The sequence below is a fragment of the Lentiprolixibacter aurantiacus genome, from assembly GCF_026241225.1.
Lineage (GTDB): Bacteria > Bacteroidota > Bacteroidia > Flavobacteriales > Flavobacteriaceae > Lentiprolixibacter > Lentiprolixibacter aurantiacus.
In genome coordinates, this window is record NZ_JAPFQP010000001.1 from 1,418,822 (window position 1) to 1,443,291 (window position 24,470).

The following is a 24,470-nucleotide window of genomic DNA, read 5'->3' on the forward strand; positions in this document are numbered from 1 at the left end:
CGCGCAAAGATAGGGATGTAAATGGCATCATCACTTTTCCTAACTTTAATTTAGGAAAGTCACCTCCGGGTCATTTTCCCATAGGACTCCTGCTGATGAAAAGAAATTTGTGTAATTTTGCCTTGTATAACTTACTTAGAATGAGCTTTAGAAGCTTCAACTCCACGGGCTTAGACTATTCAGATATACCGGTAGCGAGTTTGTACAACAAGGAATTTATTAGATGAAGATCATTATTGCCGGGGCTGGTGAAGTAGGCTTTCATTTGGCAAAACTCTTATCATACGAGTCACAGGACATCACCCTTATAGATACCGATAAAGAAAACCTGATCTATGCGGATAACCATTTAGATATCAGGGTTCTCAAAGGCGATGCCACCTCCATAGCAGTGCTGAAGGAGGCCAGGGTGGATACTTCGGACCTGGTTATTGGGGTTACCTCCTCTGAGACAACGAATATAACCCTTTGTATGCTGGCCAAGCAACTGGGTTGCCAGCGTACCATAGCCCGAATTTCCAATACCGAATTTGTGGATAACCGGGAGCTCATCAAATTCTCAAATCTGGGTATCGATGAACTGATTTCCCCGGAAGAACTGGCGGCATCGGAAATACAGTTGCTGTTGAACCAGTCCGCCTTCAATGATACCTACGAGTTTGAAGATGGAGCTCTGATCATGGTGGGAGTTTCCCTGCCGGCATCGGCCCCCTTTGTAGGTAAGACAGTTAAAGAAGCGGCCCGGGTATTTCCTGAGCTCCATTTTATGCCCATTGCCCTGCAGCGGAGCGGTACCCAGTATACTTTGATCCCCAGAGGCGATACTACCTTTGATAAGGGCGATCAGGTATATTTTATTACGGACAGGAAGGGTGTGGATGAACTCTACAAGCTAACCGGTAAGAAAAGGGAAGAAATTAAAAATGTAATGATCCTCGGGGGTAGCAAGGTGGGATATAAGGCGGCTCGGGACCTGTGCAGCAAGCGCTTCAATGTAAAGCTGATAGAACAGAACAAGGAAAAGGCCTTTGACCTGGCAGAGGATCTGCCTAATGCACTGGTAATCAATGGAGACGGCCGAAATGTGGAATTGCTGGAAGAGGAAAGCCTGGAATCCATGGACGCTTTTATTGCTGTTACCGGAAATTCGGAAACCAACATCATGTCCTGCCTGGTGGCCCGATCCAAACACATCAAGAAGACCATTGCACTGGTTGAAAATATGGACTATTTCCAGCTATCCCAGTCTATTGGTATTGATACCCTGATCAACAAAAAACTCCTGGCAGCCAATAATATTTTCCGATACGTGCGCCGAGGAGAGGTGGTTGCCTTAACCCGATTGAACAATCTGAATGCGGAGATCCTGGAATTTAAAGTCAAACCTAAATCCCAGGTGAATGGAAAGGTTATAAAACAATTAAACTTTCCAAGAGCAGCGACTATTGGCGGGGTTATTCGGGATGGCAAGGGGCTGATTGCCCTTGGGGATTTCAAAATTCTCGAAGGAGACCGCGTGGTGGTCTGCTGCATGCCCGAGGCAATCAAAAAGATTGAAAAGCTGTTCCTCTGATGCATTTGAATTTCAAGATCATAATCCACCTCATGGGCCTTCTGCTCCTGTGCAACGGGGCATTTATGCTCGTCGCCGGACTGGTTAGCGGGCTATACAGGGATGGAGTAACGGAACAAATTACATTTTCTGCCATCGTTACCCTTCTCGTTGGTATCCTGGCCATGTTTTTTACCAGAGGACATAAGAAGGAGGTTAAGCGCAAAGAGGGCTATCTCATAGTGACACTGGGCTGGCTGGTGATGTCTGTTTCCGGTATCCTGCCATATTACCTGTCGGGTGCCATACCAAGCATTACCGACGCTTTTTTTGAAACCATCTCCGGTTACACTACCACTGGAGCCTCTATTTTAAATGATATTGAAAGCCTGCCGCGTGGGATCATTTTCTGGAGGAGCCTTACCCATTGGATAGGGGGGATGGGGATTATTGTACTGGCCATAGCTATTTTGCCATTGCTGGGAATAGGAGGGATGCAGCTGTTTTCTGCCGAAGCCCCGGGGCCAAATGCGGACAAATTACATCCGCGGATTACAGATACAGCCAAGCGCCTCTGGCTGATTTATGTGGGGTATACCGCTGCAGAAACCATCCTGCTCCAATTGGCGGGAATGTCCTTTTTTGATGCTATTAATCACGCCATGGCTACCCTTTCCACGGGAGGGTTTTCCACAAAGAATGCAAGTCTTGCTTATTGGAACGGACAACCACTTATACAGTATATTGTAATCCTGTTTATGTTCCTGGCAGGGAGCAATTTTGTTCTGAGTTACTTTGCTTTTAAAGGTAAGGTTCAGCGGGTATTGAAAGACGAAGAATTCAAATACTACAGCATATTCTTGTTGTTGTTTGTGTTAATTGCTGCCCTCGTGGTGTTTACCCGTGCAAACGTAGAGCAGGGTGCTGTATTTCCGATGGTTTTCGGGGAGGCCGAAAGCGCATTCAGGCATGCCCTTTTCCAGGTGGTGGCAGTGGTTACGACGACCGGATTTGTAACCGCAGATTTTACCTCCTGGACCCCCTTTCTCACGGTGTTCTTTTTTGGGTTGATGTTTTCGGGTGGCTCTGCCGGTAGCACGGCGGGAGGGATTAAGATCATGAGGCACATCCTTATCATCAAGAACGGTTTGCTGGAGTTTAAGCGCACGTTACACCCCAATGCGATTATCCCGGTTCGGTTCAATCACAAACCGGTAACCGAGCACATTGTCTATAACATCATTGCATTCTTTGTGCTTTATATGCTACTATTTGTAATAGGGGCTTCGGTGCTGGGCTTTCTGGGGCTCGATTTTGTCTCTGCCATTGGTGGGGCAGCCTCATCCCTCGGTAATGTGGGACCAGCTTTTGGTACGTTAAATCCTTTGAGCAATTTCAGTGAACTTCCTATGCTTGGAAAATGGTGGTGTGCCTTTCTGATGCTGGCAGGCCGACTGGAATTATTTACCGTACTGATCTTGTTTACGCCCTATTTCTGGAAGCGTACTTAGGCTTATATCAATTTAATAGAAGGAAAGTTACTCAGATAATGCCTGTTTGATTCGGGATGCAGCTTCCCTCAATTCCGATTCAGAAGCAGCGTAGGAGATCCGTATACAGTTTGGATTCCCGAAAGCCTCACCCGTTACTGTTGCAACGTTGGCATTCTCAAGCAGGTACATGGCAAAATCCGATGCATTGTCAATCTTAACCCCATTGAAGGTCTTCCCAAAGAAATTGGATATGTCCGGGAACACATAGAATGCACCTTCCGGTATATTCAGCTTGAACCCTTCTATTTCCCCAAGTAGCTGTAAAAGTAAATCCCGTCTGTGGTGGAATTCATCGATCATGTACTTTATCTTACTTACGGGTGCATTGAGGGCTTCAATAGTGGCGCGTTGCCCAATGGCGTTGGCACCACTTGTAATTTGTCCCTGGAATTTGGTGCAGGCCTTTGCGATCCATTGCGGAGCGCCAATGTAGCCAATTCTCCAGCCCGTCATAGCAAAGGCCTTTGAAACCCCGTTTACGGTAATGGTGCGTTCGTACATCCCGGGAATGCATGCAATACTGGCATGCCTGGCTCTGAAATTGATATGCTCGTAGATCTCATCGGAAACGACAAAGATGTCCGGATGCCTCAACAACACTGCTGCCAGTCCCTGCAGTTCGGATTCACTGTAAACCGAGCCGCTTGGGTTGCAAGGCGAACTGAACCACAGCATTTTAGTCCTGGGGGTAATGGCCTCTTCCAGTTGCTCCGGGGTCATCTTGAAATCGGTTTCAATACCGGTTTTAACTTCCACCGGAACCCCTTCGGCAAGTTTTACAATGTCCCGGTAGCTCACCCAATAGGGGGCTGGGAGGATAACCTCATCGCCTTTGTTCAGCATAACCATTGCCACATTGGCAAGAGACTGCTTGGCCCCTGTGGAGACTACTATCTGGTCTGTTTTGTATTTAAGATTATTGTCCCGCTCAAATTTCCTGGAGATTGCTTCTTTCAAGTCTCCATAACCATCTACTGGTGAGTAGCTGCTGTAGTTTTCATCTATGGCCTTTTTCGCAGCATCCTTGATGAAATCAGGAATATTGAAATCCGGTTCTCCGAGGCTCAGTCCTATAATGTCCTTCCCCGCATTTCTTAGTTCTCTGGCTTTTGCGGCCATAGCAAGGGTGGCCGACGTAGACATATTGTTGATCCTATCGGAAAGATGGTTGTTCATACGAGTTAATTATTTATTGGTACTGAAGGGTCGGCTTTTTCCCAAGCTCCTTCAAATGTCTGAAGTGCGAAATTATGGCTTTTCTTGTTGTTTCGTACTCGTGGTATGGCAAATTGAACTCTTTTGCCGTCTGTTTCACAATTTTGGAGATTTTTGTGTAATGTATGTGGCTGATATTGGGAAAAATATGATGTTCAACCTGGTGGTTGAGTCCTCCCGTGAACCAGTTAACCAGTCGGTTTCGCGTACCAAAATTAACGGTAGTAAACAATTGATGGATTGCCCAGCTGTTTTTCATAGTGCCATCTTCTTCCGGTAGCGGGGTTTCGGCGTGATCTACTACGTGGGCCAGCTGAAAAACAACGCTTAAAATGAGCCCGGCTACATAATGCATAACAAAGAATCCAATTAGAATCTTCCACCATGCTATACTGAGAAAAACCATGGGGATAATGATCCAGATGGTCAGGTAGATTAATTTCGTGATCACCAGGATACTCCAGTTCATAGCAGGTTTTGGAAATTTCCCATAGGCCAGCTTACGCTTTGTATAGCGGTACATCTGCATAAAATCCGTAGTGATTGCCCAGTTAAACGTTAGCAACCCATAAAGGAATATGGAATAGTAATGCTGGAACCTGTGGAACCTGTGCCATTTGGCATGCCTGCTGAACCTCAGGATCCTGCCGGCATCCAGGTCTTCGTCGTGGTCCTGGATATTTGTATAGGTGTGATGCAGTACATTGTGCTGAACCTGCCAGTTGTATACATTTCCCGCCAGGATATAAATACTTCCCCCCATCAGTTTATTTACCCATTTCTTGGTGGAGTAGGAACCGTGATTTCCGTCGTGCATTACATTCATGCCCACACCGGCCATACCCACACCCATAACCATGGTAAGTAGTAGATTGGCCCAGTTGGGCAGGTTGAGGCTAAGAATAAGGAAGTACGGGCTGAGGAATAAAGCGAACATTACTATAGTCTTCAGATGAAGCTTCCAGTTCCCGGTTTTCTTCAGTTTATTTTCTTTAAAATAGGTATTGACGCGCTTATTCAGGGTCCTGAAGAAATTCATGGAATCCTGTCTTGAAAATTTTATTTGCGTTTGTGTCATTTATGGCAATTTTGTGTAAATATAAAACAATCCTTAGCAATGCCGGTTTTGGGGTAAAAAGAACATCCTGGGTGGATTGAAGTTGAATGTAGTATTTTTGAACAACAACAAAGGTACGTATGTCTGTTGGTATAGTATTTAAATATTTTCCTAATCTTTCATCCCGGCAGCAGGAGCAGTTTGCAAAAATGGAAGCCCTCTATCAGGATTGGAACCTTAAAATTAATGTGGTTTCCCGAAAAGATATTGACGAGCTGTACCTCCGCCATGTACTGCATTCCCTGGGAATTGCGAAGGTGATGGAATTTCAGGGCGGGGCCTCTGTCCTGGATGTGGGTACCGGAGGTGGCTTCCCTGGAATCCCACTGGCCATATTATTTCCCGAAACAAAGTTTACTCTGGTTGATGCCATTGGCAAAAAGATTCGAGTGGTCAACGAAGTAGTTAACGGCTTGGGACTAACAAATGTCAGGGCGTTTCACTGTCGGGTGGAAGACCTGAAAGGGAATTACGATTTTATAGTGAGTCGGGCCGTGGCTGCTATGCCTACTTTTGTCCACTGGACAAGGGGAAAGATCAAAAAGAAATCTGTCCATGCCTTGCCTAACGGGATACTATACCTCAAAGGGGGAGATCTCTCTGAAGAGCTCCAGGACTACAAGAAGGCTCGAATATATCCTCTCACTGAATACTTCGAGGAACCTTTCTTCGAAACCAAAAAGGTGGTTTATCTTCCAGCCTGAATCTTTCTGCCCTTAAAGGGTATACATTTTGAGATATGAGAATCTGCAGTTTTTAGCAAATTTCCGGACGTATTGCTGAACGCGTTCCAGAAGATTACCCTGTTCGTTATATTCTTTTGAAATCCGCTTTTCCATAATACTTTATTATTTACGCTTACAAAGTTACCTTAAATTTACTTTTAGTTAACGTAAAATTTACATAAATAGTATAAACAGTTGAAAATCAAGTAATAATAAAATAAAAAATTCCTTATATACCAGTAGATTTACCAGTCTCTACCTTCGAGGTCTGAAAAGTTTTGCTTTCCCGGAAAAGAACTGCTCATTGGTTATTAATAAAAATAACCGGGAATCTAGCCAAGAAAGGGATAACGGTAGTTTTCCGGACTTACAAAGGTTTCTTTGATCAGCCTTGGCGATACCCAACGCATTAAGTTTTGTGCCGATCCGGCTTTGTCATTTGTACCTGAGGCACGGGCACCTCCGAAAGGTTGCTGACCAACCACAGCCCCGGTGGGTTTGTCGTTGATATAAAAATTCCCGGCACAGTTCTGCAGTACTTGAGTCGCCTCGTCTATGGCATACCGATCGCCAGAAATAACAGCTCCGGTAAGGGCGTAGATAGAGGTGTTGTCTACCAGTTTTAGGGTCTCGCTCCAATCCTTATCCTCATAAACATAAACGGTGACTACAGGTCCGAACAATTCGGTTTCCATCGTAACGTATTGCGGATCAGTAGTAAGGATTACAGTAGGTTCAATAAAGTACCCTTTAGACTTGTCATACCCGCCACCTGCAATAATCTCGGCATCCTTGTCCTTTTTAGCCTGGTCTATGTAACCGGCGAGCTTATCAAAAGCGCCTTCGTGGATCACAGCCGTAATGAAATTGCTCATATCCTCAGGTGATCCCGGAGGATTAAAAGAAGCGATATCCGCTTTTACCCTGTCCAGAATATCCCCTGCTGTGGATTTTGGCAGGTATACCCTTGAAGCTGCGCTACATTTCTGCCCCTGGAACTCAAAGGCACCGCGCGTAATAGCAGTGGCAACCTGTTGCGGATTAGCAGTAGGATGTGCGATTATAAAATCTTTACCACCGGTTTCCCCAACAATTCGGGGGTAGGTCTTGTATTTATCGATATTGTTCCCGATCTGCTTCCAAAGGGATTTAAAGACCTCTGTTGATCCGGTAAAATGGATTCCTGAAAAATCAGGACTGTCCAGAACGGTATTGGTGATCATCACAGGATCTCCGAAGACCACATTGATAACGCCATCGGGGACTCCTGCTTCTTTGAACACATCTATTATTACCTTGGCTGAAAACACCTGGCTGTCGCTCGGCTTCCATACCACAACATTACCCATCATGGCAGCACTTGCCGGAAGGTTTCCGGAAATAGCTGTAAAGTTGAAAGGTGTAATGGCGTACACAAATCCTTCGAGGGGTCGGTATTCCACACGGTTCCAGATGGCTTCAGAAGAATCCGGCTGTTCTGCGTAGATCTGCGCCATGTATTCCACATTGAATCTTAGGAAATCGATCAGTTCACAGGCAGAATCGATTTCGGCCTGATGGATGGTCTTCGATTGGGCGATCATAGTTGCCGCATTTATCTTGTCCCGGTAAGGCCCGGCGATAAGCTCAGCGGCTTTAAGGAAGATGGAAGCACGTTGTTCCCAGGCCAGGTTGGCCCATTTTTCACGGGCTTCCAGCGCAGCCTGAATAGCTGTTTCCACATGGGATTTTTCGGCTAGGTGGTAGTGCCCGACAACTCTTTTATGGTCGTGCGGGGGAGACATGGAAGCCTTGTTCTCCGTTTTGATCTCATAACTTCCGACATACAGTGGAACTTCCACATTTCCGTTCAGATATTCCCGGTATTGTTTTAAAACCGATTCCCTTTCCGGGCTTCCCGGGGCATAACTTTTAACTGTTTCATTGAACGCTGTAGGTACCTGAAAAAAACCTTTTCCCATGATCGAAATTACTATTTAAAATATTTCGTCAAAGGTATGAAAAGGATAAGGCTTATTGAAATAAATGCCGGGAAATGATAAGGCTAATTCAGCGCAAAAGGGGCGTTGAATTTAAAGGTAGGAACGTAAACCCTGAATTTCTCGGAATTGGTAAAATTCACCATATTATAATGGCCCTTCATGGCTCCGATAGGAGCGGCCAGCAGGCATCCAGAACTGTAGGTGTGAGATTCCCCCGGGCGTATTACCGGCTTTTTGCCAATAACCCCTTCTCCGTCTAACACCTCAAATTCGTTGAGAGAATCGAAAATTTCCCAGTGCCGGGAGGTCAGTTGCACTACATCTTTACCCTGGTTCTCAATAGTAATGGTATAACCAAAAGCAAAGTGCATTTTATAGTTCTTGAAGAAAGTTCCTTCAAAAGTAGTGTCAACCGAAATTTTAATGCCCTTTGTAACTTGTGTAATCATAGTGCTCTGCTGCTTGCAGGGGGTAACGACAACAAAATTCCTTTACCGCCACTGGCTAAATTAAACAAATCTGAATCCATGTTCCCGGATTTAACATTAGTTTAAATCTCCTGTTCAAGCTGGATTACTGAACGGTTAGCAGAGGTTAAGTTTTGAGGATGGGGAATAAAAGGTTTAGACTTTATCAAATGAAGCATTTATCCTTTTACAGGTGCCAAAATAGGAGATTAGGTCAATTTTGCCAAGGATAGCTTTTGAACTTCGTCCAATGCCCGGCTTTTTCTGTTGTATGCGCGGGAGGGGATTCGTTCATCGATTAAAATTCTTTGACTGCAAGGGCCTGAATCCCCTCAGATAGAAACAACTATTAATTGCTTATCTCCCTCGAGTTGGCAGTTCCGATACCTATGATGCTGTCGTAAAGGTCTCCGAAATTCCTGTAGTAAACGAGTACCGTATAATTGTTTTCCGTGAAGTGAAAATTGCCGCAAACCAGATTCAGGTTTACGAGTCCGCTGTCTTTTCGGGTTACGAATTTGTAATTATAAAACCCTTGTTTGAGTCTGATTACCGCCTCCATATTCCCATTGGCCTCATTGTACTGCATACGGTTGATGTCTTCCAGTTCGTAATTGTTGAACTTCCCATATATATAAACCTCGTCCAGGCCCAGTTCCTCGGTATAGGGCAGGCTGAAATGCACGTCTGTATATTCGGCCTCCCTGGCCATATCGGTGCCCTGCAGGGTACGAATCACAAAATCACCGTTGATGTCAGGAAAATAGGTATAGGGTACATCGTTCCGGTACTGGTTGGGGAAGAGGTAGTGCTGGTAAACATCTTCAAACTCGATTCGGGATATGGCTGCTGTTGGAGCCCTCAGGTCTTTGGTGTCAAAATTCAGGAATTCATTGCCTCCAAAAAAGCTGGTTTCCTTGTCATAGCGGTAAACGAGCTCTGTGCCTATGGTAAACTGCGGGGGCAGGTTGTATATGGCCGTGGGCCAGTGATAGTTCTGGAGGATGGCAACCTTTACTTCCTTTTTGGGATTTACGAGGGGGTACCCGGCACTATTAATGGTAAAGTGTACGGATTGTTTCTGGTCGAAATACCGGAAGTCTCTAACCCTTTTTACAGTGGCCGCTACCTGTACCAGGTCCTGGTATACAACAAACCTTCTTGAAAATTGCAGGTCGCCAGACTGGTTGTATATTTCCAATACATAATTGCCGCTTACCCTCAACCGGACGTTCTCGTTGGGAATGCTCAGGCGGTAGTTGGAATAGGGCTGCAGTGTGGTGTAGCTGTTTTCGTAATCAATAATACGCTGGTTGTCTATACCGATGAGGTATTGTGACTTGAGCAGGTCAGACCGTGTCCAGTCGTAATCGCAGTGCAGGATCTTGTAATAATAATCCTGTTCATTAGCCAGCAAGTCATCAAATTCCAGATAAATGGACTCTCCGAGTTTCACAATGGGAAACTGGTCTTCGGTTTCACCCTTAAAAACAATGGATCTGATATTTTCGGGCGGATTAACCTCCAACTGCACCTGGGAGAAGACAGGTGAAATGGCAAAAATCAGAATCCAGTGTTTAAGTTTCAGACCCATTTTCAGGCTATATATCCGGCAAAGGTAAACAAAATGTATGCCTGACAAATTCCCTTCGATCTAATGACCAAATTTTAGTTAATAATTATGAAAACAAACCATTAATGGCTATTTTTGACGCCAATTACGCTAACCCTAAAGGTTTACAAAAGATATGTCCAAAGACATCCGAATTAAAAAGGGATTAAACATTAATCTTGTCGGTGCCGCAGAACATACCACTTCCAAAGCAGCTCTCAGTAACGTTTATGCCATCAATCTCCTTGATTTTTATGGGATTACTCCCAAGTTGATGGTTAAAGAAGGCGAAGAGGTCAAAGCTGGAGAACCACTTTTTTACAACAAGGACAATGCAGATATGCTGTTTGTCTCACCGGTAAGCGGTGAGCTCGTTGAAGTAATTCGTGGAGCTAGAAGGAAGGTGCTTATGTTAAAGATCCTGGCCGATAAGGAGCAGACCCATCTGACACACAAAACACTTGATCCACAAACTGCCTCTGCAGAGGAAATTAAATCGTTCCTTCTTAAAAGTGGTTGCTGGCCCTTTATCAAAAGAAGGCCTTACGATTTTGTCGCTGATCCCAACGTTGCCCCCAAAGCCATCTTTGTTTCAGCATATGGAACAGCCCCTTTGGCTGCAGATGCAGACTATGTGCTTCAGGGTAAAGAAAAGGAGCTGCAAACAGCTCTGACCGCTTTGGGAAAACTCACTCCGGGTGAGGTACACGTATCCGTGGGCAAGAAGGGCAATTCTCCTTTCAACGGATTAAGCGGGATTACACTGCACAAAGTAAGTGGTCCGCATCCTGCGGGTCTGGTAGGAACACAGATCAACAAAATTGATCCGATAAACAAGGGAGAACAGGTTTGGACACTATCTCCACAGGACCTGGTGATTATCGGGGAATGCCTGCTAACCGGTAAGTTCAATGCCGAACGCCTGGTAGCCCTGGCGGGTTCATCGATAAAGGAACCCAAGTACTACCTGACGAAAATAGGGGCGGAAATTTCTACCTTCCTCTATGCAAGCGGTGTAAATACAGACAATTTCAGGGTCATCAACGGCGATGTTCTAACCGGCACCAAGACTGCTCCTGATGGATATCTGGGCTTTTACAACACTACGGTTACGGCAATTCCGGAAGGGGACGATTATGATTTATTCGGCTGGACCAAACCGATATTCAATAAAATATCAACCACCAGGGCCCTTACTTTCTCCTGGTTGCAGCCCAAAAAGAAGTACGACCTTACCACCAATACCAATGGTGAGCACAGGGCTTTTGTGGTAACCGGACAATACGAAGAAGTTTTTCCGTTGGACATTTACCCCATGCAATTGCTAAAAGCATGCATGGTCAAGGATTTGGACGAAATGGAGCAACTCGGTTTATATGAGGTAATTCCTGAAGATTTCTCTCTTACTGAATTTGTTTGTACCTCAAAACAACCTCACCAGCAGATCATCCGTGAAGGATTAGACTTGCTACATAAAGAAATAGGATAACTATGAGTGACAAAAGACTTACATTAAAAAAGAGACTGCATATACTCAAGCACAGATACAGGGGGAAGAAGATGGCTCCGGCTTTCAACGCCTTCCATACTTTCCTGTTTACGCCTAATGAAACTACTCATTCAGGGGCGCATGTCCGGGCCGCAGACGACCTGAAAAGGACTATGAACACCGTGATCCTGGCGCTGATACCCGTATTGCTCTTTTCTTTTTTCAATACAGGATATCAGCATTACGCTGCTATAGACGCGGCTAGTGGATCCCCGCGTGAATTAATGTTCTTTGAGAACTTTTTAACCTGGGAAAATTTCTGGCTGGGCTTCATTAAAGTCATGCCGCTTGTTGTGATATCCTATGGAGTGGGACTTTTGGTAGAGTTCATCTTTGCTATAATAAAGGGTCACGAAGTAGAAGAAGGTTATCTCGTTACCGGGATGCTTGTACCTCTGATAGTACCGGTAGATACGCCACTTTGGATGCTCGCTGTGTCTGTAGTATTTGGCGTTGTTATCGGTAAAGAGGTTTTTGGGGGTACAGGGATGAATATTTTGAATCCCGCCCTTACTATCCGGGCATTCCTTTTCTTTGCCTATCCTACCTGGATGAGCGGTGACAAGGTTTGGGTACACGGTGCTGTGGAAAGAGCCGGAACCCCTGATGCAATCTCTGGTGAAACCATACTGGGTTATCTGGCCCAGAATAACGGGAGTGAGTTTACTTATTCCGTATCGGATATGTTTTTCGGATTTATTCCGGGATCGGTAGGTGAAACTTCTGCTTTCCTGATATTGCTGGGAGGCCTTTTCCTGGCTTTTAGCAAAATAGCCAGCTGGAGAATTATGGTCAGTGCGGTTATCGGATCCCTGGTTATGGGGCTCATCTTCAATGGTGTTGTGGAAGCCGGATGGATTACTGAAACCAGTACCTTTTATGGTTTGATGAGTTTCGAATACTGGAAGCACCTGATTGTTGGCGGACTGGCATTTGGTATTGTCTATATGGCAACTGACCCGGTTACTGGTTCACAGACCAACAGGGGTAAATGGATTTACGGTTTCCTTATCGGATTTATTTCAGTTATGATCCGGGTATTCAACCCGGCTTATCCTGAAGGTGTATTCCTGGCTATTCTTCTGATGAACGTGTTTGCTCCTACCATTGACCACTATGTAGTTCGTGGCAATGTGAAAAGGCGTTTGAAGCGACTCAAGAAAGCAGTAGTGCCAGTGTCAACTCAGGAAGAAGAAAACCTTAAAGTAGAAACGGTTTAGATTATGGCGATCAATACAGAAAAAAATGTCTACACGGTCTTCTTTGCCGTAGTTATGGTGATCATTGTAGGTTCTGTGCTTGCCTTCCTGGCTTCAGGGCTTAGCGGAAGGATCAAGGAAAACGAACGCTTCGAGAAGCAACAGAATATCCTCTACGCCATGGGCGTTCACGAGAATGAGGATGAGGGTAGTGTCAATTTTATTCCAACAGACCGGGTTGAGGAGGAGTTTTCCAAATTCATCACCCAGCAGTTGGTAATCAATGGAGGTGAGATCACGGAAGATGACGAAGCCTTCCTGATAGACCTCAAAAAAGAACTGGCTATTGCCAAAGACGGGGGAACCCCAAGGCTACCTGTGTTTATCGGGGAGAAAGACGGCAAGAAATACTATATCCTGCCCATGTACGGCAAAGGACTTTGGGATGCCATCTGGGGATTCATCTCGCTGAACGAGGATATGGTTGTGCAAGGGGTATACTTTGATCATAAAGGGGAAACTCCGGGTCTCGGGGCCAATATCAAGATGCGTTATTTTATGGACGATTTTATCGGGGAATCTATCCTCGATGGCAATCGCTATACCGGTATTGCAGTAGCCAAAGGCAACAACGACCCGGTTAACGAGATCAAGGACGATAACGAGGTTGATGCCCTGGCGGGTGCCACGATTACCGGAAATGGTGTTTCGGCTATGATCCGTGAAAGTGTAAACCTGTACAGGAATTATTTAGAAACTATAAGACAGTAATAAAGATGGCTTTACTATCTAAGAAAGATGCAAACCTGATTTTAGATCCGCTCGCGGATAACAACCCTATTACCATACAGGTACTGGGTATCTGTTCGGCGCTGGCGATCACTGCAGAACTTAAGGCCTCAGTGGTTATGGCACTTTCCGTAATCTTTGTGCTGGGTGTGGGTAATGTGGTGATTTCACTTATCCGTAATATCATCCCATCCAAAATACGGATCATTGTGCAGCTGATTGTAGTTGCAACACTCGTAATAGTGGTGGACCAGGTGCTTAAAGCATTTGCATACGAACTGAGCAAGACCCTTGCCGTATTTGTTGGGCTTATCATCACGAACTGCATTATCATGGGTCGTTTTGAGGCTTTTGCCCTGGGTAATGGACCGTGGAAATCCTTCCTGGACGGTATTGGTAATGCACTGGGTTACGGGGTTATCCTGATTATAGTGGGCTTCTTCAGGGAACTGCTGGGATCAGGAACCTTGTTCGGTATTAAGGTGCTGGGAGATCCCATAGCCAAAACAGGGGTTTACGCCTTTGGGTACGAAAACAATGGTTTTATGATTATTCCTCCGGCGGCCCTGATCGTTGTGGGAATAATTATCTGGGTGCAAAGAAGTCGCAACAGGGCCCTGATTGAAGAAAATTAAGAATAGCTAATACAAGACATTATGTTAGAACATATTGAACTGTTTTTTAAATCCATTTTCATAGACAACATGGTATTTGCCGTGTTCCTCGGGATGTGTTCGTATCTCGCAGTATCCAAGAAAGTGGCGACAGCTGTTGGTTTGGGAGCGGCGGTAATATTTGTACTCGCGGTTACAGTTCCACTTAACTGGCTTTTGGATCAGTATCTTTTGCAGGAAGGAGCGCTAAGCTGGCTGGGGCCTGAGTACGCCGATTACAACCTGAGCTTCCTGTCTTTTATCCTGTTTATCGCTACCATTGCTACCATGGTTCAACTGGTAGAAATTGTGGTGGAGAGGTTCTCCCCTGCACTTTATAATTCACTGGGTATCTTCCTTCCATTGATCGCTGTAAACTGTGCTATCCTTGGAGGATCCCTCTTTATGCAGGCAAGGGAAATACCTTCCCTGGGTCTTGCATTCAATTATGGGGTTAGTTCAGGTATTGGCTGGTTCCTGGCGATTTTGGCCATTGCCGCTATCCGGGAAAAAATCCGCTATTCCAATGTACCCGCACCGCTTAGGGGTCTGGGTATCACTTTTATTATTACCGGCCTGATGGGTATTGGTTTCCAAAGCTTTGGAGGCATGCTTACAGGAGGTGACGATAGTGCGGCTCCTGTTGAAGAAACAACCGTAGAGCTGAAGATAAAAGAAGAAAAGAAAGAAGAAAAGGAAGAAATAGACGAACAGTCTGTTACCTATAACGAGGTCAATTTAGTACAAGAATGATATTAGCATCTACCACATTAGGAACTATAGTAATCACGGTAATAGCCTTCTTGATTTTGCTATTGCTATTAGTGGCATTATTGCTCTTTACCAAGGAAAAACTAGCTCCTTCGGGGCCAGTGACCATTACTATAAACGGAGAAAAGCAAATAGAGGTGCCTTCCGGTAGCTCCCTTTTATCTACCCTGGGGAACCAGAAGATATTCCTCCCTTCGGCCTGTGGTGGTGGTGGTACCTGCATTCAGTGCGAGTGCCATGTTTTGTCCGGTGGAGGTGAGGCACTGCCTACTGAAACACCCCACTTTTCCAAAAGGGAACTTAATGAAGGTGCCCGATTGGCCTGCCAGGTTAAGGTAAAACAGAATATGGAGATCACCATTCCCGAAGAAGTGTTTGGTATCAAGAAATGGGAAGGTACTGTAGTTCGAAATTACAACGTGGCATCTTTCATCAAGGAATTTGTAGTAGAAATTCCTGAGGATATGAACTACAAACCCGGGGGTTATATTCAGATTGAAATACCCCCATGCGAAGTAAGGTACGAGAACTTTGACATCACTGCCCATCCTGAAGAGCACGATACTCCGGACAAGTTCCAGAACGAGTGGGATAAGTTTAACCTCTGGCCGCTGGTAATGAAGAATGATGAGGTGGTTGAACGTGCGTACTCTATGGCTTCATTCCCTGCTGAGGGAAGGGAGATTATGCTGAATGTTCGGATTGCGACGCCACCATGGGATCGATCCAAAAACGGGTGGATGGATGTCAATCCTGGAGTAGCTTCGTCTTATATTTTCGATAGGAAACCAGGTGATAAAGTAACCATATCCGGACCTTACGGGGAATTCTTTATCAATGAGTCCGAATCTGAAATGCTTTACGTAGGTGGAGGGGCAGGAATGGCTCCAATGCGTTCTCACCTGTATCACCTGTTTAAAACACTGAAAACTAACCGAAAGGTTACATACTGGTATGGAGGAAGGTCCAAAAGGGAATTGTTCTATATAGACCATTTCAGGCAACTGGAAAAGGAGTTTCCAAACTTCAAATTCTACATGGCATTATCTGAGCCATTAGAGGAAGATAACTGGAAGGTAAAGGAAAACCTGGATGCTCCCGGTGATGGTTTTGTTGGGTTTATCCACAATTGCGTAATCGAGCACTACCTGAATCACCATGAATCTCCAGAGGATATTGAACTCTATTTCTGTGGGCCACCACTAATGAACAAGGCCGTTCAGAAAATGGGAGAAGATTTTGGTATACCGGATGAACACATTCGATTTGACGATTTCGGAGGCTAGAAGTGTGCCTTTGGAACCAGAATAAAATCAAAAAAACCGATATGAAGCATATCGGTTTTTTTATCAAAAGCTATGAAAGAACTTACGGATCAGGAACTGCACAACCTTGCAATGAATATCGTAGGAAGGGAACTGGAAGCCCAGGGTTATGAATTTATGGGGATCAACAGCAAACCCAAAAAGAATCCCCAATTTGTTTGCCTGAAGGATAAGACGCTGCATTTTATAGTGGTGCGGAATGTGCCTTTTCCAGAGGATCCCAGAAATTATGATGAAGCCCTGCTAAATAAAGTGAAGGAGCACGCCCTTAAGTTTGAAGCACGCACTTTTTATGCAGGGGTGGGATTAGCCAATGCACAGGATCGTCGTTTACCTGTTTATTTAAACGAAGCCTATACTGTTGAATATGCCGGCCTTATCGAGATTAGCTAGGATTTTATCAATCATATTGACTGTGATCAGCATGGGTGCCTGCGCCGATGAAAAGGGACCCTGGGAACGCAATTTCAATTATGGGGGCGCACTGGGTACATCTTACAGCATAACGTATTTATCCTCCGAATCACTGAATTTTCAGGAAGAAATCGATTCAGTCTTCCAGGTAGTGAATCAATCCATGAGTACCTACTGGCCTGAATCTGATATTTCCAGGATTAACCGGGGAGATTCCACTATTGTGGTAGATGATATGTTTCGTGAAGTATTTGAACTTTCGAAAGAGGTACATGAAAAAACACAGGGGTATTTTGATCCCACTGTTGGCGTGCTGGTCAATGCCTGGGGTTTTGGCCCGGGCAGGGGCATGGAACTGGATAGTGCCAAAGTAGACAGCCTGCTTCAATACGTTGGCTTTGACAAGGTGAGCCTCACACAGGAGGGCAGGGTGAGAAAAGAAGATCCTGCAATCCGCTTTGATTTCAATGCCATTGCCAAAGGATATGCCATTGACCGCCTGGCTTTAATGCTGGACAACAACGGAATAGAGAATTACCTGGTTGAGGTAGGCGGTGAAATTGTAGCCAGAGGAGAAAACAAGATCAAAGACAAGCCCTGGGTGCTGGGGATTGATGATCCCCAGGTGGAGGAGGGGAGAAGGCTCAAAGTGGCATTGGAACTGACGGACGCGGCCCTGGCCTCTTCGGGCAATTACAGAAAATTCAGGATTGATAGTATCACGGGTGAAAAATATGTTCACACCATAGATCCCAAAACCGGCTTCACAAGGAATTCAAAAGTTTTAAGTGCAAGTGTAATTGCCCCTGCTTGTGCTGAAGCCGATGCTTTTGCTACTGCTTTTATGGCAATGGACTTGGAAGACAGCAGGGCCATACTGGAACGGGAAAAACAGCTGGAAGCCTATCTCATCTATCTGGACGAAGCACAGGAAGTTCAGGAATTTGTGACTGAAGGATTTAAAAAGCGTATTGTCAGAAACTAGATCTTTCTCACAAAGGGGATGATCTCCCCTTTAGCCAGGCGGTACTCGTCTACAGCTGTTACCGGGATTTCAGAAGTATAATCTACTTCTTCCACCTCAAAGCCCACTTCCCTGAGACGTTCAAAATAATCGTATCCGTAAATCCGCACGTGGTCGTACTGCCCAAAAATCCTGGCCCTTTCTTTCCTGTCCGTAATACTGGGATCCTCATAGGTCTGTTTCCTGCTGAGGTCCTGGGGCACCTGGAAAACACCCCATCCCCCGGGTTTCATTACACGGAAAAGTTCCTTCATGGCCTTCTGGTCGTCCGGAATATGCTCCAGGACATGATTGCATAGAATGATGTCAAAAGTGTTGTCTTCAAATGGTAAATCGCATATATCTGCCTTTACCGTGGCCAGAGGTGAGTCTAGGTCTGTTGTGGTATATTCCAGATGCGAAAGTCTTTTAAAGCGTTTGTAAAAGGCCTGCTCCGGGGCAAAGTGAAGCAGTTTTGCCGGCTCACTGAAAAATTGGGTGCGATCTCTCAGGAAAAGCCACAACAAACGGTGCCTCTCCAGGGATAGTGTGGATGGAGACAATACGTTTTCGCGCGGATTTTCATAGCCGTAGGGCAGAAAGGACCGGAATTTTTTACCATCAATCGGATCTGTATAGCGTGAACCTTTTAACCACAGGCTCAAAAAGGGCCTCGCCAGGTAGCTCAATTGGATCAGAACAGGCCGGGGGAGCTTGTTCAGCAGGTATTTGAACGCCTTTTTCAATTTATTTTTATCTGACGGAATTCGTCTTCTTCGTCGGTTTCGATACCCAGGGCATCATAGATATATTGAAAGGTAGACAAGAGTTCTGGTTTGCCGTTAATGATGGCTACGTTGTGTTCAAAATGGGCACTTGGTTGCCCATCTGCTGTAAGTATAGTCCACCCATCCCGCAACTGCTTGATCCGCCTGGTTCCCATATTGATCATTGGTTCAATGGCTACTACCAGGCCTTCGACGAACTTTTTGCCCCTTCCCCGTTTGCCATAGTTAGGCATCTCCGGGCCCTCATGCAATTTTTTGCCAAGTCCATGACCTACGAGTTCTCTTACAACCCCATAGCCATGGCTTTCACAGTATTTCTGTATGGCATAACCCACATCACCAACCCGGTTCCCAAGGCGGAATTCCCGTATCCCGATGTACAGTGATTCTTTGGTAACACGCAGCAATTTTTTCGTCTCTTCGGCTACCTCGCCCACTTCAAAGGTGTAGGCATGGTCCCCGTAAAAGCCATTTTTGAGAGCACCACAATCTACAGAAATAATGTCTCCATCTTTCAGGGGTTCTTTGGAAGGGATCCCATGCACCACCTGGGCATTGGGGCTCATATTAAGTGTGTTGGGAAAGCCGTACATGCCCAGAAATCCGGGCTCGGCACCATGATCGCGAATAAAGGTTTCGGCAAGACGATCCAGGTACAGGCAGTCTACCCCTGGCTTGATTTCAGCAGCCAGCATGCCAAGGGTTTTGGATACAATTAGGGCGCTTTCCCTGATCAGTTCAATTTCCTCTGCAGTTTTGGGAATAATCATAATTAATGATTTAAATCAGGGAATCACGGGTCATGGCCTCCGGTTTCTCAAGTCCCATCATTTTGAGGATGGTAGGGGCAATATCGCCTAAAACACCAGCTTTGACAGTTTTTATATCCGGATCGACCACAATGAGCGGTACCGGATTGGTGGTATGGGCAGTATTGGGAGATCCGTCCGGATTAACCATGGTATCACAATTTCCGTGATCGGCAATCACCAGAGTCGAGTAACCGTGTTCCAGGCCGGTAGTTATTACAGCTTTCGCACAGGTATCCACGGTTTCCACCGCTTTTATGGCTGCCTCCATAACACCGGTGTGACCTACCATATCCGGATTGGCAAAATTAAGGCATACAAAATCTGCCTCGCCCTTTTTCAATTCCGGCACTATGGCATCGCGGACTTCAAAGGCGCTCATTTCCGGTTTTAGGTCATAGGTAGCCACTTTGGGAGAGGGACAAAGAATGCGGGATTCACCTTCAAAGGGTACTTCCCTTCCTCCGTTAAAGAAAAAGGTTACGTGAGGGTATTTTTCAGTTTCAGCGATGCGAATCTGTTTTTTACCCGCCTCCGAAATGATTTCCCCCAGGGTGTCCTGAATGTTTTCTTTATCGTAAACCACATGGATATTCCGGAAAGTATCGTCGTAGTTGGTCATAGTCACGTAATATAGTGACAGCTTTTTCATGTCGTATTCCGGATAATCCCGCTGGCTAAGCACTTCGGTAAGTTCCCTGCCGCGATCTGTCCTGAAATTGAAAAAGATAACCACATCACCCGATTTTATGGTGCCTCTGGCATTACCACTTTCATCGCACAGTACAATGGGATCAATGAACTCATCCGTGGTGCCATTATCATAGCTTTGCTGCATGGCATCGCCTATATTAGTAGCTTTGCTTCCTTTGCCATGAACCACGAGGTCATAGGCTTTCTTAACACGTTCCCATCGCTTATCACGGTCCATTGCATAATAACGGCCCACCACAGATGCCAGGGAGGCATTGGTGTTTTTGCAAAACGCTACGAGGTCTTCAAGAAAGCCTTTGCCGCTTTTGGGATCTACGTCGCGACCGTCTGTAAAGGCGTGGATATATACATTCTCAAGACCAAAGGATTCACTGGCGCTAATCAGGCCCTTCAGGTGGTTGATATGGCTGTGCACCCCGCCATCGCTTACCAGTCCCAGGTAATGCACTGCCTTGTTTTCTTTTTTGGCGTATTCAAAGGCGTCAACCAGTGTCTTTTCCTGTTTGAGGGTATCTTCAGTTACGGCCAGATTAATTTTGGCCAGGTCCTGGTATACGATCCTTCCAGCACCCAGGTTCATATGGCCCACCTCACTATTTCCCATTTGGCCTTCAGGAAGTCCAACGTTCATACCATCAGTAAGTAAGGTGGTATGTGGATATTTTTTATAGAGGCTATCTACAAAAGGCGTATTCGCGTGTTCGATGGCGCTGACTTTCGGATCGGGAGATTTACCCCATCCATCAAGAATCATTAGTATAACTTTCTTATCCATAACAACAAGGGTACGGGTTGATAAACACGCAAAAATAGTATGAAATGAGCTGGATTACCAGCATTGTGCTCAGCTTTTTTGAAGGAGGGATTGGAAAAGAAGATGAGTAGCTCCGCAAAAGCTTCCGGATAGCAATGCTGTTAAACTTATGTTAGGATAGTCGAATTAATGAAACACAGGAGGTGAACTTGCGTCTCTTAGTTAAACCGTGTGGTTTATTCATCAATCAAAAAAACCCTGACATCGAAAGATAGTCAGGGTTACCTTTTTCATATAGTTATAGTGTTCCCGTAAAAGCGCCCTTTTAAAATTCGAAACCGGTAAAGATCCGGTAGAAGAAAGCATAAAAGACTACCATTAACATGAATGCGCAGAATACGGAATATGCTTTTAGCAATACCACCAGGTAATCTGGTTTGCAATCATCAAATGCTTTAAGGTAAATCCCTTTTAATAGTAATAGTGCTCCCATAGAGTGTTCTTTGTAAAAGCTATAAGGGCTAAATCAGGGAAAAATAAAAATTTGGGAATGATCCAAATGTATAAAAACCGGTATCACTGCCTGAAAAATTATAGGCAAGATACCGTTATTTCCCGATGTATTTCGCAATAGCCCTTTTAATTGCATCAATACGATTTTCCGGATCTGGGTGTGTGCTCTGGAATTCCGGTACCCGGTTGGCCCCCCCAGCCTCCTTCAGAATTTCCATAACACGGATCATTTCGTAGGGATCATATCCAGACCGTATCATCAGCAATACTCCCAGATCATCACTTTCCAGTTCATCTCCCCGCCCGTTTTTGAGAAGGGTATTTTGTCCTATGCTGCCTACAATCCCCCCTGCATCTGCTCCTACGGAAGCCCCCATGGAGACCGTTTTCCAGAAATTGGTTTCGGCAATCCTTTCTGCAGAATGCCTGCCAATAACATGCCCGATCTCGTGTCCGAGCACTCCCGCCAGTTGTGCTTCATTTAATCTGGAGAACAGGGCATAGGTTATAAAAATCTGACCGCCAGGCAGGGCAAAAGCGTTAATGGTGCGCTCATCGGCAAGCAAATGAAACTCGTATTGATATGGAGTTTCCCGTGCAATACTGTTGTTTACCAGTTTGTTACCTACGGCGGAAACCAAGGTTTGCAGTCTTTGGTCCGGGTAACGCCCTCCATGTTGCTGGGCTATTTCCGGAGCGCTTTGGAGGCCGATGGCAATTTCCTGATCTGCCGTCATATTGATATTCTGAACCCGGCCCGTATAAGGGTTTTCTTCACTGTTATAGCAGCGCTGAACCAGGGCAAATACCACAATGGCAAAACCTATGAATATCCGTAATTTCCAACTTCCTCTTCTCAAATTCTTGTTTTTAGAAAGCTGGATTAAATTAATAAAAATTACAGGAGATCGGGATTAATATCCAGAAGATTGTCGGTGATATAGGTTTTAATAAACCCGGTAGTAAAATGATCAACTCCCAGAAAGTCTTCTCTTTGCAATAGTTGCATGATATTTTTCTTTCTAAAGATTTCCAGCATGGGTTTGGACAGGGGGGCATAGCTGTAGTGCCAGGGTTCATATTTAAAACCACGCCTTCTGGGTTCATCCGTGTAAACCAGGTAAAAACCATATTCCTCCGAATGCTCATCCATCCATGCCTTGAATTTTTCATAGGGACCACCCGCTTCAAATTTTTCCGGAACCAGTACGTCTCCCTCCGCAGGGACGGAGCCGTCTACAAGATCCACATCAGTTCCCCAGTGGTGCCTGCTGGTGCCCGGGATCGTAGAATACTCTATGATCTTGTCAATCGCTTGCAGTGGCTGCAACCCGTCTACATCCGTGTAGCGTTCATACTTTGCTTCAAAAATAGAAGCCTGCCTGTCAAAGCTTCGATAGCTGGATACCACCTGAATTTTAATACCCTCTTTTGCTGCTGCTTCACTCATGGCTATGAAAGCTTCATAGGCTTCCTCCCTAAGGTTGATATTTTCTCCGTATAGATCAATATCGGTTTTACCCATTAATTCATCAATGGTGTATTCTACCTCCTGGGCCTGAGCAATCCAGCCACAGAAGCATACCAGAAATAAGAGAATGGGATAGGCCTTTGGGGTGTTTCGAATATTCATGATGTAGTATTTAATACGGTAAACGAGCAATGTTTTTTTACTGAACTCGCTTGTATATCAAAGGTAAGAACTCTTCGCCAATTGATTTATTGCGAATGGGAAAAGAATCGGAACTAGGGGTTAGTTGGATAAATAGAGGTATCCCTGGTGTTTCTGCTGCAGATCGTGCATGGTAATGACGTAGAAATAAATACCAGAGGCCAGGCCTGAGTTACGTTGAATCACCTGTTCGCGATTGGATCTGCCATCAAAATCGTTCTGGTAATTGTCTTTGGAATATACCATTACCCCATAACGATCAAATATCTGTATCGAATTATTGGCCGATCGATCCAGGTTCTCTATTTCCAGCACATCGTTTTGTCCGTCACCATTGGGGGTCATATAATAGTTGTCCAGTTCTATGGTATCGTATGTCTGCAGGTCTTCGTCATTACCACCCAGGGTCAGGATCTCGTATTCGTTGGGCAAAAATGTATCAGAAGTAATGGATCCGTTAGCCATTCCTCCTTCAACTCCTGTATTTCCAAGATTTACCCATTGATTTTCAGATTTGCTCCAGCCCATAACCTTGATATCTGTGAGGTATTCTGCCCATGCCCTCATGTTGCTGTATTCGTCCCAGGTTAGGGTAACACGAGAGGGTACATCCCCTTCAAGACGCCAGAACTCCTTGTCGCTCACGGAAATGTACTGAGAGGATCTGCGCTCCGTGCTGAATACCCCGTCAATTGACTTGGGACTGTTGGGATTTTCCGGGAAATAGGCGCATTTAACCTGGGCATTTATCGCATCAGAATCAATGGTGAGAGGTCTAAGTCGATCCTGGTCGCCCACGGGAAAAACAAAGGTCTCCTTGTTTGTGATTGCGGCATATCCGTCTACTTTGGAAACACTGCTTTCGCCCGTGTAAAAGGAAAAATCCATGAAATTGGAAAATACATCCGTAGCCCTTCTTGATGTAATGATATTTCCAACAATGAGGTTTCCATTGTTGTTTACGCTGATTGCGGTTTCCAGGTACAGTCCGTTATCTACAGCAATTTCTGTATCGAAGAAAACAGGAGAAAAGGCACCTGAAATCGTAAGCGGATTGGTGTCGCTATAAAAACCTACAAGACCCAGGTTCTGGTCAAAAGTGCCATCATTGGTAAGATCCATATGGAAACCAACCTGAGCCGCATCATGCACCTGCATATTACCAAAGTTGTGTACCGCTTCCTGAGCTGTGAGGGAAACAGCAGCCAGTAATAATAAAGCAGGCAGGCTACTCTTCAACAGGTAGGAGAAAACCTTTGGTAATAATAATATGATATTCCTGGTACTGCGCATA

General features: G+C 45.2%; 23 protein-coding genes. 11 read left to right on the forward strand and 12 right to left on the reverse strand.

Annotated elements, in window-relative coordinates; genetic code table 11:
* Positions 1-223 precede the first annotated feature (223 nt).
* Positions 224-1,573, forward strand: coding sequence for a Trk system potassium transporter TrkA (trkA, locus tag OO016_RS06360; RefSeq protein WP_266011714.1), 1,350 nt, complete (start codon positions 224-226; stop codon positions 1,571-1,573).
* Entirely contained in the window at positions 1,573-3,063 is a 1,491-nt protein-coding gene (locus OO016_RS06365; protein ID WP_266011715.1) for a TrkH family potassium uptake protein, read from the forward strand. Before trkA ends, OO016_RS06365 begins: the two co-directional genes overlap by 1 nt.
* Positions 3,064-3,090: 27 nt before the next feature.
* On the opposite strand, the gene OO016_RS06370 is transcribed toward OO016_RS06365, so the two are convergent.
* Both OO016_RS06370 and OO016_RS06375 read right to left on the reverse strand, forming a co-directional pair.
* Positions 3,091-4,281 (reverse strand): pyridoxal phosphate-dependent aminotransferase, encoded by a 1,191-nt coding sequence (locus OO016_RS06370; protein ID WP_266011716.1) that lies wholly within the window; start codon positions 4,279-4,281, stop codon positions 3,091-3,093.
* 13 nt (positions 4,282-4,294) lie between these two features.
* The gene (locus OO016_RS06375; protein WP_266011717.1) at positions 4,295-5,398 is read right to left on the reverse strand and encodes a fatty acid desaturase family protein; all 1,104 of its coding nucleotides are present in this window, start codon (positions 5,396-5,398) and stop codon (positions 4,295-4,297) included.
* A gap of 119 nt (positions 5,399-5,517) precedes the next feature.
* Between OO016_RS06375 and rsmG the strand changes: the two genes are divergently transcribed.
* A complete protein-coding gene (gene rsmG, locus OO016_RS06380; protein ID WP_266011718.1) occupies positions 5,518-6,141 on the forward strand; it encodes a 16S rRNA (guanine(527)-N(7))-methyltransferase RsmG in 624 nt (207 codons plus the stop codon).
* Positions 6,142-6,494: 353 nt separating this feature from the next.
* On the opposite strand, the gene pruA is transcribed toward rsmG, so the two are convergent.
* From pruA to OO016_RS06395, 3 genes are all read right to left on the reverse strand, one after another.
* Positions 6,495-8,123: an L-glutamate gamma-semialdehyde dehydrogenase gene (gene pruA, locus OO016_RS06385; protein ID WP_266011719.1), complete on the reverse strand. Its 1,629-nt coding sequence runs from the start codon at positions 8,121-8,123 to the stop codon at positions 6,495-6,497.
* Positions 8,124-8,206: 83 nt separating this feature from the next.
* Positions 8,207-8,593: a Co2+/Mg2+ efflux facilitator ApaG/CorD gene (gene apaG / locus OO016_RS06390; RefSeq protein ID WP_266011720.1), complete on the reverse strand. Its 387-nt coding sequence runs from the start codon at positions 8,591-8,593 to the stop codon at positions 8,207-8,209.
* Positions 8,594-8,960: 367 nt separating this feature from the next.
* Positions 8,961-10,205, reverse strand: coding sequence for a type IX secretion system plug protein (locus OO016_RS06395; protein ID WP_266011721.1), 1,245 nt, complete (start codon positions 10,203-10,205; stop codon positions 8,961-8,963).
* Between the two features lie 154 nt (positions 10,206-10,359).
* On the opposite strand from OO016_RS06395, the gene OO016_RS06400 reads away from it, so the two are divergent.
* The 8 genes from OO016_RS06400 (at position 10,360) to OO016_RS06435 (ending at position 17,908) form a co-directional block, all read left to right on the forward strand.
* Positions 10,360-11,712 (forward strand): Na(+)-translocating NADH-quinone reductase subunit A, encoded by a 1,353-nt coding sequence (locus tag OO016_RS06400; protein ID WP_266011722.1) that lies wholly within the window; start codon positions 10,360-10,362, stop codon positions 11,710-11,712.
* Positions 11,713-11,714: 2 nt separating this feature from the next.
* Complete coding sequence (locus tag OO016_RS06405; protein WP_266011723.1) at positions 11,715-12,992, forward strand: NADH:ubiquinone reductase (Na(+)-transporting) subunit B; 1,278 nt, start codon at positions 11,715-11,717, stop codon at positions 12,990-12,992.
* A gap of 3 nt (positions 12,993-12,995) precedes the next feature.
* Positions 12,996-13,742, forward strand: coding sequence for a Na(+)-translocating NADH-quinone reductase subunit C (locus OO016_RS06410; RefSeq protein ID WP_266011724.1), 747 nt, complete (start codon positions 12,996-12,998; stop codon positions 13,740-13,742).
* Positions 13,743-13,747: 5 nt separating this feature from the next.
* Positions 13,748-14,395, forward strand: coding sequence for an NADH:ubiquinone reductase (Na(+)-transporting) subunit D (locus tag OO016_RS06415; RefSeq protein WP_266011725.1), 648 nt, complete (start codon positions 13,748-13,750; stop codon positions 14,393-14,395).
* A gap of 21 nt (positions 14,396-14,416) precedes the next feature.
* Positions 14,417-15,166: an NADH:ubiquinone reductase (Na(+)-transporting) subunit E gene (gene nqrE / locus OO016_RS06420; RefSeq protein WP_266011726.1), complete on the forward strand. Its 750-nt coding sequence runs from the start codon at positions 14,417-14,419 to the stop codon at positions 15,164-15,166.
* Positions 15,163-16,470 carry an NADH:ubiquinone reductase (Na(+)-transporting) subunit F gene (gene nqrF, locus OO016_RS06425; RefSeq protein WP_266011727.1) on the forward strand — a complete coding sequence of 436 codons (1,308 nt, stop codon included), beginning with the start codon at positions 15,163-15,165 and terminating at the stop codon, positions 16,468-16,470. Before nqrE ends, nqrF begins: the two co-directional genes overlap by 4 nt.
* A 72-nt stretch (positions 16,471-16,542) precedes the next feature.
* Complete coding sequence (locus OO016_RS06430; protein ID WP_266011728.1) at positions 16,543-16,902, forward strand: DUF8840 domain-containing protein; 360 nt, start codon at positions 16,543-16,545, stop codon at positions 16,900-16,902.
* Between the two features lie 22 nt (positions 16,903-16,924).
* Positions 16,925-17,908, forward strand: a complete 984-nt coding sequence (locus tag OO016_RS06435) for an FAD:protein FMN transferase (protein WP_266011975.1) — start codon at positions 16,925-16,927, stop codon at positions 17,906-17,908.
* On the opposite strand, the gene OO016_RS06440 is transcribed toward OO016_RS06435, so the two are convergent.
* The 7 genes from OO016_RS06440 to OO016_RS06470 all read right to left on the reverse strand — a co-directional run bounded on the left by OO016_RS06440 (position 17,905) and on the right by OO016_RS06470 (position 24,469).
* Positions 17,905-18,672, reverse strand: a complete 768-nt coding sequence (locus OO016_RS06440) for a class I SAM-dependent methyltransferase (RefSeq protein ID WP_266011729.1) — start codon at positions 18,670-18,672, stop codon at positions 17,905-17,907. The two genes, OO016_RS06435 and OO016_RS06440, sit on opposite strands and share 4 nt — an antisense overlap.
* The gene (map, locus tag OO016_RS06445; RefSeq protein WP_266011731.1) at positions 18,669-19,484 is read right to left on the reverse strand and encodes a type I methionyl aminopeptidase; all 816 of its coding nucleotides are present in this window, start codon (positions 19,482-19,484) and stop codon (positions 18,669-18,671) included. The genes OO016_RS06440 and map overlap by 4 nt, the downstream gene beginning before the upstream one ends.
* Before the next feature lie 10 nt (positions 19,485-19,494).
* Positions 19,495-21,012, reverse strand: coding sequence for a 2,3-bisphosphoglycerate-independent phosphoglycerate mutase (gene gpmI, locus OO016_RS06450; RefSeq protein ID WP_266011733.1), 1,518 nt, complete (start codon positions 21,010-21,012; stop codon positions 19,495-19,497).
* Positions 21,013-21,316: 304 nt separating this feature from the next.
* Positions 21,317-21,484 (reverse strand): DUF6747 family protein, encoded by a 168-nt coding sequence (locus tag OO016_RS06455; RefSeq protein ID WP_266011735.1) that lies wholly within the window; start codon positions 21,482-21,484, stop codon positions 21,317-21,319.
* A 115-nt stretch (positions 21,485-21,599) separates the two neighbouring features.
* A complete protein-coding gene (locus tag OO016_RS06460; protein ID WP_266011737.1) occupies positions 21,600-22,364 on the reverse strand; it encodes a M48 family metalloprotease in 765 nt (254 codons plus the stop codon).
* 38 nt (positions 22,365-22,402) lie between these two features.
* Complete coding sequence (locus OO016_RS06465) at positions 22,403-23,029, reverse strand: M15 family metallopeptidase (RefSeq protein ID WP_266011976.1); 627 nt, start codon at positions 23,027-23,029, stop codon at positions 22,403-22,405.
* 228 nt (positions 23,030-23,257) lie between these two features.
* Positions 23,258-24,469, reverse strand: a complete 1,212-nt coding sequence (locus OO016_RS06470) for a T9SS type B sorting domain-containing protein (protein WP_266011738.1) — start codon at positions 24,467-24,469, stop codon at positions 23,258-23,260.
* Position 24,470 lies beyond the last annotated feature (1 nt).

Excerpts from the sequence above, each read along its gene's own strand:
- trkA (WP_266011714.1), top strand. The coding sequence starts at position 224 with ATGAAGATCATTATTGCCGGGGCTGGTGAAGTAGGCTTTCATTTGGCA.
- OO016_RS06365 (WP_266011715.1), top strand. The coding sequence starts at position 1,573 with ATGCATTTGAATTTCAAGATCATAATCCACCTCATGGGCCTTCTGCTC.
- OO016_RS06370 (WP_266011716.1), bottom strand. The coding sequence starts at position 4,281 with ATGAACAACCATCTTTCCGATAGGATCAACAATATGTCTACGTCGGCC.
- OO016_RS06375 (WP_266011717.1), bottom strand. The coding sequence starts at position 5,398 with ATGACACAAACGCAAATAAAATTTTCAAGACAGGATTCCATGAATTTC.
- rsmG (WP_266011718.1), top strand. The coding sequence starts at position 5,518 with ATGTCTGTTGGTATAGTATTTAAATATTTTCCTAATCTTTCATCCCGG.
- pruA (WP_266011719.1), bottom strand. The coding sequence starts at position 8,123 with ATGGGAAAAGGTTTTTTTCAGGTACCTACAGCGTTCAATGAAACAGTT.
- apaG (WP_266011720.1), bottom strand. The coding sequence starts at position 8,593 with ATGATTACACAAGTTACAAAGGGCATTAAAATTTCGGTTGACACTACT.
- OO016_RS06395 (WP_266011721.1), bottom strand. The coding sequence starts at position 10,205 with ATGGGTCTGAAACTTAAACACTGGATTCTGATTTTTGCCATTTCACCT.
- OO016_RS06400 (WP_266011722.1), top strand. The coding sequence starts at position 10,360 with ATGTCCAAAGACATCCGAATTAAAAAGGGATTAAACATTAATCTTGTC.
- OO016_RS06405 (WP_266011723.1), top strand. The coding sequence starts at position 11,715 with ATGAGTGACAAAAGACTTACATTAAAAAAGAGACTGCATATACTCAAG.
- OO016_RS06410 (WP_266011724.1), top strand. The coding sequence starts at position 12,996 with ATGGCGATCAATACAGAAAAAAATGTCTACACGGTCTTCTTTGCCGTA.
- OO016_RS06415 (WP_266011725.1), top strand. The coding sequence starts at position 13,748 with ATGGCTTTACTATCTAAGAAAGATGCAAACCTGATTTTAGATCCGCTC.
- nqrE (WP_266011726.1), top strand. The coding sequence starts at position 14,417 with ATGTTAGAACATATTGAACTGTTTTTTAAATCCATTTTCATAGACAAC.
- nqrF (WP_266011727.1), top strand. The coding sequence starts at position 15,163 with ATGATATTAGCATCTACCACATTAGGAACTATAGTAATCACGGTAATA.
- OO016_RS06430 (WP_266011728.1), top strand. The coding sequence starts at position 16,543 with ATGAAAGAACTTACGGATCAGGAACTGCACAACCTTGCAATGAATATC.
- map (WP_266011731.1), bottom strand. The coding sequence starts at position 19,484 with ATGATTATTCCCAAAACTGCAGAGGAAATTGAACTGATCAGGGAAAGC.
- gpmI (WP_266011733.1), bottom strand. The coding sequence starts at position 21,012 with ATGGATAAGAAAGTTATACTAATGATTCTTGATGGATGGGGTAAATCT.
- OO016_RS06455 (WP_266011735.1), bottom strand. The coding sequence starts at position 21,484 with ATGGGAGCACTATTACTATTAAAAGGGATTTACCTTAAAGCATTTGAT.
- OO016_RS06465 (WP_266011976.1), bottom strand. The coding sequence starts at position 23,029 with ATGGGTAAAACCGATATTGATCTATACGGAGAAAATATCAACCTTAGG.
- OO016_RS06470 (WP_266011738.1), bottom strand. The coding sequence starts at position 24,469 with ATGCGCAGTACCAGGAATATCATATTATTATTACCAAAGGTTTTCTCC.